Source organism: Acinetobacter sp. ACNIH1 (assembly GCF_002934695.1).
GTDB classification, from domain to species: Bacteria; Pseudomonadota; Gammaproteobacteria; order Pseudomonadales; family Moraxellaceae; genus Acinetobacter; species Acinetobacter variabilis.
On sequence record NZ_CP026420.1, the window covers coordinates 550,403 to 563,145 of the forward strand.

Annotated in this window: 9 protein-coding genes and 2 pseudogenes; 3 read left to right on the plus strand and 8 right to left on the minus strand. The window is 46.3% G+C overall.

The window, feature by feature from the left end; translation table 11 throughout:
* The first annotated feature begins 27 nt into the window (after positions 1-27).
* Both C3F22_RS02745 and C3F22_RS02750 read left to right on the plus strand, forming a co-directional pair.
* Positions 28-300, plus strand: a complete 273-nt coding sequence (locus C3F22_RS02745; RefSeq protein ID WP_004784921.1) for a hypothetical protein — start codon at positions 28-30, stop codon at positions 298-300.
* Between the two features lie 138 nt (positions 301-438).
* The gene (locus C3F22_RS02750; protein ID WP_104425866.1) at positions 439-936 is read left to right on the plus strand and encodes a DUF2505 family protein; all 498 of its coding nucleotides are present in this window, start codon (positions 439-441) and stop codon (positions 934-936) included.
* A 48-nt stretch (positions 937-984) separates the two neighbouring features.
* On the opposite strand, the pseudogene C3F22_RS02755 reads toward C3F22_RS02750, so the two are convergent.
* A pseudogene (locus C3F22_RS02755) lies at positions 985-2,268 on the minus strand (MFS transporter).
* A gap of 316 nt (positions 2,269-2,584) precedes the next feature.
* On the opposite strand from C3F22_RS02755, the pseudogene def reads away from it, so the two are divergent.
* Positions 2,585-3,073, plus strand: a pseudogene (def, locus tag C3F22_RS02760) (peptide deformylase).
* On the opposite strand, the gene C3F22_RS02765 reads toward def, so the two are convergent.
* From C3F22_RS02765 to C3F22_RS02795, 7 genes are all read right to left on the minus strand, one after another.
* Positions 3,074-3,511 (minus strand): YbjQ family protein, encoded by a 438-nt coding sequence (locus tag C3F22_RS02765; protein ID WP_004784913.1) that lies wholly within the window; start codon positions 3,509-3,511, stop codon positions 3,074-3,076.
* Between the two features lie 3 nt (positions 3,512-3,514).
* Positions 3,515-3,871, minus strand: a complete 357-nt coding sequence (locus C3F22_RS02770; protein ID WP_004784911.1) for a YbjQ family protein — start codon at positions 3,869-3,871, stop codon at positions 3,515-3,517.
* Between the two features lie 108 nt (positions 3,872-3,979).
* Entirely contained in the window at positions 3,980-5,446 is a 1,467-nt protein-coding gene (adeK, locus tag C3F22_RS02775; RefSeq protein WP_004784909.1) for a multidrug efflux RND transporter AdeIJK outer membrane channel subunit AdeK, read from the minus strand.
* 5 nt (positions 5,447-5,451) lie between these two features.
* Entirely contained in the window at positions 5,452-8,622 is a 3,171-nt protein-coding gene (locus C3F22_RS02780; protein WP_104425867.1) for an efflux RND transporter permease subunit, read from the minus strand.
* 12 nt (positions 8,623-8,634) lie between these two features.
* A complete protein-coding gene (locus C3F22_RS02785) occupies positions 8,635-9,903 on the minus strand; it encodes an efflux RND transporter periplasmic adaptor subunit (protein WP_104425868.1) in 1,269 nt (422 codons plus the stop codon).
* A 36-nt stretch (positions 9,904-9,939) separates the two neighbouring features.
* A complete protein-coding gene (locus tag C3F22_RS02790) occupies positions 9,940-10,542 on the minus strand; it encodes a phosphatase PAP2 family protein (protein WP_004784903.1) in 603 nt (200 codons plus the stop codon).
* Between the two features lie 152 nt (positions 10,543-10,694).
* A complete protein-coding gene (locus tag C3F22_RS02795; RefSeq protein WP_004784901.1) occupies positions 10,695-12,743 on the minus strand; it encodes a site-specific recombinase in 2,049 nt (682 codons plus the stop codon).

Here is a 12,743-nt window from a genome sequence, read left to right on the forward strand (position 1 = left end):
TCCTCATACAAAAGGAAGGGCTGCCTCATGCTGATTGATTTTCATCAGGCACAATTACAGAAATTTATGGCTTTAGCGACTCAGGTTGAAGCCGAACCGGAACACTATTTACAGTTTGATTCTGTTTCTGATTTTTATAAGGCCAGCTGGTTAAAGAAATTTCCTGCGGGCACGGTCTGGTATGCTTCAGGTCTGGATGATGGTGCAGAAGAATTTCATGCGGTCATTGAGTATCGTGAAGTTCAGCTTTTACTCAGCTGTGGACCCTGTATATCTGCAAAAATTGCCTGGAAACATTGACCTCAATGCCAATTTTTCTCAATAAAAAAATAATGACAGCCGATGTAAAATTGACTTAAATAGCTTATCTTCTCTGTCAGATGATTCATTTGACTTAATTTGAGTCCATAACCCCTAATAAAAATAAGGAAAATAGATATGGCCCACCAGTTTACCGTAAATGCAATTATTCGCGGTGTTTCGATTGATGAGTTTAAACGTCTGGCAAATGACATCAGTTTGCATGAAGCGGTTTGTCATCGAATCCCTGCTCAAAATATGGAAATTCTGGTTTCAGAAAAGCAAGGACATCTGTATACCCTGAAACGTGCCTACAATCTGGATGTCAAAATCCCGGATATTGCAAGAAAACTGCTGAAAGATGCGTTTCGCTTGCAGCGTACCGATGTTAGCAATCTAGAAGAAATGACTTCAGTCGTGGAACTAGGTGCCAATCTGCCGATTGAAGCTAAATGTCAGCGTGCCGTTACAGGTGATGAACAGCAGATCCAGTTCCAGTTGAACTGGACGGTGAATGTGAAAGTGCCTTTGGTCGGTGGCATGCTGGAAAAACATGCCGAAGGTGAAATCCGTAAATTCAGTGAGATCGAGATCAGCATTGTAGAAGATGAGCTACGCAAGAATCTGAAAGCTTAAGCTCGTATTTTCACGCTTAGAAAAAGAGCCTGTGAGTCAGGCTCTTTTTTATTTTAGGCTGTTTTTTTCAAATTTGCTGCGGTAAAGCAGGGCAGTGAATAGGGTCACTAGACACACAGTCCAGATATAGTACAGGGCACCAATATTGCTATATAGGCTCAACCATTGCACCAGTGGCAAGGTGATTCCACCTGCAATCGCATAGGCCAGATTATAGGAAAATGAAATTCCGCTGAAACGGATTTGTGCCGGGAACATTTTCACCATGCTATAAGACACCATGCCCACGGTTCCTGAGCTTAGACCGAGCAACATGTAAAGCATGAACACCGTTGACGCTTCAACATGACCCAGACTGTGATAAAAAATCCCAGCCATTGCCGCGACAAAAATAGAGCCAAGTAAAATGACCTTGCCTGCACCGAAACGGTCAGCCAGTACACCAGCGATAATGCAGCCGAGCATTTGCATTAGGATTGCAGCACTTTGCATCTTGAATGCATCAGCACGTTCGAAGCCAAAACTGGCCACCAGTAAATTTGGCATCGCCAGAATCAAGACCACCACACAGCCGGTCAGGAACCAGGTAAATAACATCCCGATGCCTACAGCAGTTTTGTGGCTTAACAGCACTTGCTTGACCGGTAATTCTTTCGCCAGTTCTTTTTTCGCCTGCATGGCTTTAAAAACTGGAGTTTCTTTCAAATAACTGCGCAGGTAAAGAGCGATAAAACCGAAAATTCCACCCAGAATGAAGGGAACGCGCCAAGCCCAGTCTTTGATTTCCGCTTCAGTGAACTGTAAGGAAATAAACAGTGACATTAGGGCACCGAGTAGAATTCCGAGTTATAGGCCAGCGGTCAGCAAACCATTGGCAATCCCAATTCGGCCTTCAGGCACATGCTCAGACACAAAGGTCCAGGCAGCCGGAATTTCACCACCAATCGCAATACCTTGAACAACACGCATCAATAGCAGCAGTAATGGTGCAGCATAACCAATACTTTCAAAGGTTGGCATGATCCCAATCATGAGGGTCGGTAGCGCCATCAGCAAGATGGATAAACTGAATAGTCTTTTACGACCGATCAGATCCCCAAAATGCGCCATCACCACACCGCCGAGTGGGCGAAAGAAATAGCCTGCAGCAAAGATGCCATAGGTATTCAGCATGGCCCAGAACGGACTTAGGGTACTTGGAAAGAACAGTTCAGAGATCAATTTGGCGTAGAACACATAAATGACAAAATCATAGAATTCCAGTGCGCCACCTAGGGACGATAGTCCGAGGGTGCGTTTATCAGCAGGGCTCAGATAGGGTTGTGCATTCATGTGCTCGTTCCATTATTTAATATCCATGACTTGATTGCTGATTTTAAAGAAGGGTTATTTTCTTGAATAATCAATCTTTCTTTGTTTAATCTAAACTAAAATTTATTAAAATTTAAATGAATAAAATTATTTGGAATGTTTTGATTAATTATCTTCCTTTCAGGTGAAATTTTTAAGGCAAAATAAGCTGGAGTCCGAAACATTACTGAAAATACAGCTTATCTTTTTTAGACGTATTTATTCATTTTAGTATGATGTTCATTCTGTAATTTTCCTTCTAAGATAGAGTTAGATGAAAAAATTACAGGATAGCGTGATGACAAATACCTTAGCAGTGGCACAGCAAGGTGAGGCCGTTTTAACCCTAATTGCCAGTCCGGTCACACAGGCTGAATTTGACAGTGACTGGTTGCGGCAATTTAACAGCACCTTGATGGAAACCATGCAGCACCGTCAGGGCGTGGGCATTGCAGCACCGCAGGTTTATGTCTCTAAACGCATTATTATTGTCGCATCACGGCCCAATTTACGTTATCCGGATGCGCCGTATATGGAAGCCGTGACCATGATCAATCCGGAGATTATCAGTGCTTCAGCTACGCAAGTATTGGGTGAGGAAGGCTGTTTAAGTGTGCCTGAACAAAGAGGGAGAGTAGCTTGAGCAGAAGAGATTCAGGTACGTTATTTTACCTTAGAGGGAAGGGAAATAGTTCAGTCGTTCAAAGGCTTTCCGGCACGAATTGTACAGCACGAAATTGATCACTTGAATGGAAGTCTATTTGTAGAGAAGCTTGCAGAAGCATAATTACTTGGCTTGAATTGCGGTGCCATAAGCGAAGACTTCAACCATACCACCTTGCATGCCAAGTTCAGTCGTACTGAGACGGATTCCCATAATCTGGTCAGCACCCATTTTTTCTGCTTCCAGTTTTAATCGTACTATAGCTTCACGTCGTGCCCGTTCAACGACACTCTCATAACTGGTCAAACGACCACCTAACATGTTTTGCACATTAGCAATCGCATATTTAAAGTAATCATGTGAAATGACCACATTGCTGCTGATCATATGACCGGGGAATGTAGATTCGTTAAAACGGCTATTATTGACCCGGATATAAGCTAAACGCTGTTCCTGCTCATCCAGATATTGCAGATGCTTGCGCTCGTTATAGCGACCAAAACCGAAACCCACGCTGAACAGAATGGCAAAAATGACAATCTGTATAATCAATCCGTCCATGCATTAGTTCGCCTGTGGAAATGGATCAGGCAGTTTAGGCATGACTGGATCAGCGATGACTGCTGTGCCATAAACAAACAGTTCAGAAGCACCTTGGGCAATATTTGAGGTAGAAAAACGAATACCCACAATCGCATTGGCACCCATACTGCGAGCTTTTTCAATCATCCGGTTCATGGCTTCCTGACGGGATTCTTCCAGTAATTCGGTATAAGCGGTCAACTCGCCGCCGACAATATTTTTCAGGCCGGCCAGCAAATCACGTCCAACATGCTTACTGCGCACGGTACTGCCATAGACTACATCGATTTGCTGGCGAATGGTATGTCCCGGTACAGATTCCAGATTGCTCAATAACATGCAGATATCTTCTTAATCAATCGTATAATCATGAAGATAGAAAATCTCCTTTGAAAAAGCAATAAAAAAGCCCACCGAAGTGAGCTTTTCTGAAAAAAGAGGTTGAGTTTATTTTGCCTGTTCTGCACGACGCTGTTCGGTCACAGACGGGCGATACGGTATGGTGTCTGAGGTGTTAACTTTCAAACCACCACCAAGACTCTTGTACAGTTCAACCTGGCTGTTCAGATTCGCCTGTTCAAGTAATAACAAACCTTGTTCTGCTGCATATGAAGCACGTTGTGCATCCAGTACAGTCAGATAACTGTCAATACCGGCACGGAAACGTGCTAGAGACAGACGGTAAGTGGTATTAGTTGCATCGACCAGACGGCGTTGAGCAGCAATACGGTCACCAATGTTCTGACGTACCGCTAGGGCATCATTCACTTCACGGAATGCAGTCTGAATTGATTTTTCATAATCTGACAGCGCAATTTGCTGATCTGTTTCAGAAATACGAATATTGGCCTGACGTGTACCCCAATCGAAAATTGGAATATCCAGACTTGGGCCTACAGACCACGCAAAACTGCCAGATTTGAACAGATCACCCAGATCCGCAGATGCAAAACCTGCAGAACCCGTCAGACTGATGGTTGGGTACAGACGTGCACGGGCAGCCCCAATATTGGCACCTGCCGCAGACAGACGGTATTCAGCTGCACGTACATCCGGACGGTTAATCAGCAGGTCACTTGGTAAACCTGCACCTAGCGCTGCATTAGAGGTAATGCGGGTAACACGTTGTGCCGGTAACAGGTTGGCCGGTACGGGTTGACCTACAAGTAGATTTAGCAGGTTTTGTGCCTGAGCCACCTGGGTGCGATAGTTGGCAACATCATTACGTGCAGTTTCAACAGAAATCTGTGCCTGACGTACTGGAAGTTCGCTATCGATCCCCACATCAAAACGTTTCTTGTTCAGGTTGTAAGATTCAAGCTGGGCTTTCAGCGTTTGCTCAGCCAGCGCCAGATTGGCATTGGCAAATGAGTAACTCAGCCATGCTTGGGCCACCTGACCGATCAGAGAAATCTGAGTCGCATCACGCGCACTTTGAGTCGCCAGATAAGTATCCAGTGCATTGTCACGCAAGCTGCGCACACGACCCCAGAAATCCAGCTCAAATGCAGTTACGCCTAGACCGACATTATAAGTCGTTACAGCGCCACGGCTTTGCGGGTTGTTACTGCCAGTATCCTGACGTAACACGCTGCCGCTCGCACCAATGGTTGGCAGGCGGTCATTTTCAGAAATCTGATAAGCCTGTTGGGCACGCTGAATGTTTAATGCGGCAGTACGCAAATCACGGTTATTGGTCAATGCCAAGTCTAGTACCTGTAACAGGCGCTGGTCAGCAAAGAATTCTTTATAACCCTGTTCTGCTACAGAAGTACCTGAAGCATTGGTATAACTGCTTGGGATATTTGCCTCTGCAACGGGCTCTGGGCCACGCATGCTTTGACATGCAGTCAAAGCAAGCGCGAGGGCAGATACCGCAATGCTACGACCTGTAATAGACCATATATTTTGCATTACGACTAGTACTCCTGATTTTGTTGTTTTGGTTTGTATTTAAAGATACTTCGAATCCACACGTAGAATACAGGAATAAAGAAGATACCTAAAAGCGTCGAACTGATTACACCCCCGAGGACACCGTAACCGACAGAGTGCTGGCTACCTGCACCGGCACCTGAAGCAAGTGCTAGTGGAAGTACACCAAAACCGAAGGCAAGGGTGGTCATGATAATTGGACGTAAACGCATTTTTGCCGCATGCAAGGTTGCATCAAACAACTCTTCGCCTTGTTCCTGCAGCTCTTTGGCGAATTCCACAATCAAGATTGCGTTTTTCGCAGAAAGACCAATTACGGCGATAATCGCTACCTGGAAGTAGATGTTATTCGACAGGTTCGGGTTTTGCAGCAGCACCATTCCACCAAAGGTGAGTAATAATGCACCCACAATACCCAATGGCACCACCAGTAGAACCGAGAACGGAATCGACCAGCTTTCATACAGGGCTGCCAGACACAGGAACACGATCAACAGTGAAAGCGCGTACAAGAATGGTGCTTGTGCGCCAGACTCACGTTCTTCCAGAGACAGACCAGTCCATTCATAGTCGAAACCTTGCAAGCCCATTTCTGGTAATTTCGCCACGATTTCTTCCATGGCCACCATTGCATCGCCCGAGCTGATACCCGGAGCAGGTGTACCCTGAATGTTCATGGACGATACGCCGTTATAACGCTCAAGACGTGGTGAACCGTAGGTCCATTCGCCTGTGGCAAACGCCGAGAATGGCACCATTTCACCGCGGTTATTACGCACATACCATTGGTCCAGATCTTCCGGCATCATCCGCGAGCCAGCTTCACCCTGAACATAGACTTTCTTGACACGACCGCGATCAATGAAGTCATTGATATACGAACCGCCCCAAGCAATACCCATGGTGCTGTTAATTTCAGCAACACTCACGCCCAATGCACCGGCTTGTGCATGATCGACAATGACACGGTACTGTGGAGTATCTTCCTGACCATTCGGACGCACACCAGCGAGACGCGAGTCTTGTGCTGCTAGACCGAGGATCGTATTACGTGCTGCCAGAAGTTGCTCATGACTTTGACCACTTGCAGCTTTGAGCTGTAAGTTAAAGCCAGCCGATACACCAAGTTCAGGCATCGCAGGAAGCTGCAATGGCATGATATAAGATGCATCTCTGACAATCATGTTCAACGCCATACCACGTTGAATAATGGCACCGACTTGAGCTTCCGGACTGTTACGCTCTGACCAGTCTTTCAGTTTAATAAACGCTAGGCCTGCGTTTTGACCCACACCGGTAAAGGAGAAACCTGCCACACTAAACACGGACTCGACATGCTCTTTCTCGTTTTCCAAGAAATAATTCGTCATGGTGTTAACCACGTTGTCAGTACGTTCCAGTGTTGCATTTGGTGGTAACTGAACCAGCGTCATAACGACACCTTGGTCTTCATCCGGTAAGAACGAAGAAGGCAGTTTCTGGAATAACAGCACAATAATACCCAGTACCACGGCATACACCACGCCTGAGAAAATCTTGCTGTGAGTCATACGGTTGACGCCGCCCTGATATTTCACAGAAACCTTGTCAAAACTGCTATTAAACCAGCGGAAGAAACGCGCAAATATACCATTACTTTGCGGCTTGTTCGGATCATGCTGTTTCAGCAGGGTCGCACATAGGGCAGGGGTAAAGGTTAATGCCACTATCAGCGACAAGACCATTGCTGTGACCAGCGTAATCGAGAACTGACGATAAATAACCCCGGTGGTTCCACCGAAGAAAGCCATTGGAACGAATACTGCCGATAGCACCGAGGTAATACCAATCAGTGCACCAGAAATCTGTTTCATCGACTTTTCAGTTGCAGAAACCGGATCCAGATGCTCTTCCACCATGACCCGTTCGACGTTCTCGACCACAACAATCGCGTCATCGACCAGAAGACCAATCGCCAGTACCATGGCAAACATGGTTAGGGTATTAATCGAGAAGCCGAAGACATTAATCACGGCAAAGGTACCCAATACCACGACTGGAACTGCCATGGTTGGAATAATGGTAGCACGCCAGTTCTGCAGGAACAGGAACATGACCAGGAACACTAGAATAATTGCTTCGATCAGGGTTTTAACTACACTCTTGATCGACAGTTCAATAAATGGCGTGGTGTCAAAAGCCAGTTGGTCGACCATGCCTTGCGGATAGTTCGGACGTAACTGCTCTAAGCGTTCTTCTACTGCTTGGGCTGTATCAAGTGCGTTAGCACCAGTGGCAAGTTTAATTGCCACACCACCAGCCGGTTTACCGTTAAACTTCGAATCAAACTGATAGTTATCTGCACCGAGTTCAACCCGTGCAACATCACCCAGACGGACTTGCGCGCCCGAAGTGGCATTTTTCAGGAAGATATTGCTGAACTGTTCTGGAGTTTGCAGCAGGCTTTGTGCGGTGACAGTCGCATTCAGGACTTGTCCTTCAACAGCTGGTGCACCACCGAGCTGACCCACAGCGACCTGAGCATTTTGGGTACGAATGGCAGTCGCAATATCACTTGGCGTGACTTGCAGGCTCGCCATTTTGGCTGGATCAAGCCAGATTCGCATAGCATAAGAACCACCAAAGACCTGAACTTCACCCACCCCAGCCACACGGCTTAAAGGTTCAGAAATGTTCGAATTCACATAGTCTTTGATGTCATCGGCGGTCATGCTGCCATCAGGTGAATAGAAAGCCAATACCTGCAGGAAGCTGGCACCTGATTTGGTAACACGCACACCCTGACGCTGTACATCTTCAGGAAGAAGTGCAGTCGCAGACTGTAATTTGTTTTGAACCTGAACCTGTGCGATATCAGGATCGACACCCTGTTCAAAGTTCAAGGAAATAGATGAAGAACCGTTACCCGCACTGTTAGATGAGATATAACGCAGACCATCCAGACCATTCATTTGCTGCTCGATGATCTGCGTTACTGTATTTTCGACCGTTTCAGCAGATGCCCCTGGATAAGTCGCAGAAATCGTGACTGTAGGCGGAGCAATGGTCGGATACTGGGCAATCGGCATTTTGGTCAGGGTCAAAATACCTGCCAGCATGATGACCAGTGCAATCACCCAGGCAAAGATAGGACGATGAATAAAAAATTGAGCCATAAACCTTACTCCTTATGCTTTGGCAGCAGGTTTTTGTTCAGATTGTTCTTTTGCATCATCCGCTTTTTGCGCTGCACCAGGTTGTTGGGCAGCAGGTTGTGCAGCACCTTGTGGCGCAGCAGCTTGAGGTTGATAAGGTTTTGGTACAACTTGCTGTTCAGGTTTTACTTTCGCAATACCATCTACAATTACTTTATCGCCTGGATTCAGACCTTCGGTCACAATCCAGTTGCTGCCTTGGGAACCAACGGTGGTCACTGGACGTGGCGTCACTTTATTGTCAGCACCGACCAGCATCGCCATCGCCTGACCTGTTGGGGTACGGGTCAAAGCTGCTTGCGGAATCAGGAAAGCATTCGGTACTTCACCCTGTACGATTTGCGCAGTGGCAAACATACCTGGAAGAAGCAGGTGATTTTTGTTCGGGAATACCGCACGTAAAGTCACGGTACCTGTTTCCGGGTTCACGCTAGCATCAGAGAATGCAAGACGGCCTTCAACCGGGTAGATACTGCCATCTTCAAGCTTCAACTTGACTTTGGTATTGTTAGAGCTGTTCAAGCTGCCTTGATTAAGCTGTTGACGTAAACGTAAAAGCTCGGCACTTGACTGGTTGATATCTACATAGATTGGATCTAGACGCTGAATCGTTACCAATGGCTCTGGCTGATTCGCTGTCACCAAGGCACCCGCTGTCACAGACGAACGGTTGGTCTGGCCCGAAATCGGAGCACGTACAGTCGAATAGCCTAGGTTGATTTCTGCATTACGCAAAGTTGCGCGATTGGCATTCAAATCAGCTTCAGCCAGTTTGACCTGTGCCGCGATGTCATCATATTCCTGTTTGGAAATGGCATTGGTACCGACCAGTTGACGGTAACGGCCTTCCTTCACACGCAATACGCCCAGATTGGCTTCAGCACGGGCAATCGCTGCACGGGCATTGTCTACTGTAGTGCGGTTGGTACTTGAATCGATTTCATACAAGGCCTGACCTTCACGCACATAGCTGCCTTCCGTGAACAAGCGTTTAAGCACCACGCCACTGGCTTGTGGACGTACGTCTGAAATTTCAAATGCTGTTGTACGACCTGAGAGCTCTACAGACTGCTCTACACTTTGCGGTTGTGCAACAAGAACACCGACTTCAGTCGGTGGCATTTGTTGTTGAGCACCAGCTTGCTGGCCCTCTTTAGGATCTTTGCTACAACCAACAAGTGCAAGACTTGTTGCCAATGCGCAAGCAGTCAGGGCAGGTGCCCAAAGCTTTGCAGAAATCATTGTTCCACCTCTAATTAGATTTATATCTAAATTTTCTTATTTGTGAGCCGCGCAATATCTGATCCAGACCATATACCACAACGAAATCCAAATAAAACTGATACTCCAGCCGGATATGACATCTGAAGGAAAATGTACGCCCAGATAAACTCTTGAGATCCCCATCATCAGCATCCATACCACTGCACCGATCACGATGAGGGTATAACGGGAATGTTGCCGATGGATGTAAATTGCCAAACAAGCCAGACAAGCCGCATATAGACTATGGGCACTTGGAAAGGAACTTCCAAAGCTTTCAACCAGATGCAAGGATTCTGGTGGTCGGGGTCGGGCAATTGCAAATTTCAACAGCCAAGCTAGGAGAATTCCTCCGATAATTCCGATACATATAAAAATTGCGTTTGTATACTTTTTATACCACAGCGATGCAATACACAATAGCGTGGATAAAAATAATACAAATGGCATGCCACCTATTAAGGATAAGGACTGAGTAATTTGATTCCAAAACTCGGTGCGATACAGACTCATCCATTCCACAGCTTGCAAGTCGAGCTCGTTTAAAGCGGGAATATTCAGGATGAACACACTGAAAATTAAAAATAAAATACCGACAAAAAGTAACAAGTAATGCATGCCAAAAATCCTTGTCCTTTTAACCGTTCGCAGATCGGCCAATTGTCTAAAGCAAAGTGTACTTGTCAGTACACTTTTTTTCAAGTGTGCGTATTTTATGCGAATTACATTTTTTTCGTAAGGAATTTGTTGCTAAATATACTGTAATTATCTCAGTTTTGGGTTTTTGTCGATGTATGATTTTCGTCAATTTCAATGCTTTGCTTGGGTGGCCAGAAGAAATCACTAGGTCGGGTCAGGAAGTGCGTCATGACCAGTTTTGCCAAAGGTTTCCACTGTTCAAAACGCACCCGGCGTGCGCGTAAGGCTACAATAATCGTCAGAGTGAAACTGACAAACAAGTTGGTCAGGCCAATGAGTAACACACCCAGAAAAGACACTACGATCAAGCCGATATCGGGACCATTGATCGTAATTAGACCCTGAATAAAGTTGGCAGAGGCAAAGGCGATATGGCGAATATCCAGTGGCAGACCGAGAATAAAACCAATGGTGCCCATACTGCCGAGCATGATCCCGAAAATAAAATTACCCGCCAGTGCACCCAGATTACGTTCGATATAGTCAGCAAAACGGTAAAGACGCTCTTGCCCCATCAGCTGCGATAAATGCACATGGGCTTTCAGTCGCGGGCCGACTTTGCGATAAACGGCCATATTGTCAAAATAACCGGCCAATAATCCGGACAGGAATAAACATACTCCGGCAATCGCTGCATGTGGAATCGCCAATGAAGTAAACGGATTCAGGTCATGCAGGGTTTTGGCCGCCTTGGCATGATTCATTAAAGGTTCATGCAGCGCAAAATCCCACAGCAGGGTAATCAATGCTGCTACGGGAATTGCAATAGAAATATTGCCCAAAATGGCGACAAACTGGGTGCGGATGATATTTACAATCAGCGCAGCCAGCTCGGCAATCTGAGCCATTTTCGAGCCTTTACGCTGCTGTACGGTAGCCGCCAGTGCAGCGGCAGTCATCGCCGGCTGTTTGGTTGCCACGGTAAAATGCAGCACATGAATCAGCATAAAGCCCAGCGAATAGTTCATGCTATAGCTAAAGGCCTGCATCAAAGGGGCCATGGTGAGGCGTGTCATCAGAACTTTTAAGGTGGCCATTGTCGCGATGATGGCACCAGCACCTGCAGCCGATTTGTACATGGCCAGAAAGCCTTGCTTGTCGGTACTTACATAATGTTCACCGGTCTTGCTGGCATTTTCAGTCACTTGTAAAGCCAAAAGTTCACTATTGGTGGCCAGCAGGGCCCGCACACTGCGTTCACTATAAATTGCTTCAGTAATGTCCGCCATAAACAGGCCAATGGATTGATAACGCAGATCATCGTCATCCATGACCATATTCAGCAGGATTTCAATCCGTTCCAGACACTGTTCCAGCAGTGCCAGCATATAGGTCAGGCTGACACTGACACCAGTCCGCTTGGTAGAACGGCGAATCTTGGCCACGACATCATGACATTGTTCCAGCATCACCAGTGCTTGTGAGGCATCCGGTGGGGTAATCGAATCGACTAGGGTGACTGTGTTGTAACGTTTTTTATATTCCTGAATAAACTCGTTAATCTCACGATTCTGTACCAGAAAGGGAGATTCATATTCCATCAGTTCAGGCTGGGCATTAATAAATTCAGGGTGCAGACCAATACCACTGATCCGGTAAGACAAAATGGTCAGTGCCTTGATCAGTTGATCTTTGATTCGGGTTTTTTCAGGCTGATTGGAATGTCCCTGATTCAGGACTGCAAATAAACGTTGCCAGTCATCTTCATCAAAATAGTCTAGCCAGTATTTATCAGTACGTTGATAAAAAACCTTGCGGAATAATTCCTGGAGTTGCTGATGGTCGGGAATCAGCGGTAAGACATGCGCGCCAAGGCGCTGATTCAGCTGGTTCCAGAACCCATCCAGAGACAAAATACCGGTATCGGAAAACAGACCGGTTTGTTTATAGCGGTTAATGATCCGCAGGGTAAAGGTTTGAAGCGTGGCAACCGCATTCGGGGTGAGTAATAAAGCCCGGATAAATGCATTGAATTTCGCTTCGATCTCTTCGGTATTTCTGCTGTCTTCTGGGCGTATACGTTCTACAAGTTGGATGAGCAGATTCTCATCCAGCACCGCTTGTGGTTGTTCAAGCTGATGCTGCATGCTTTGAAAAATATCAAGAAAATTAATATGCAT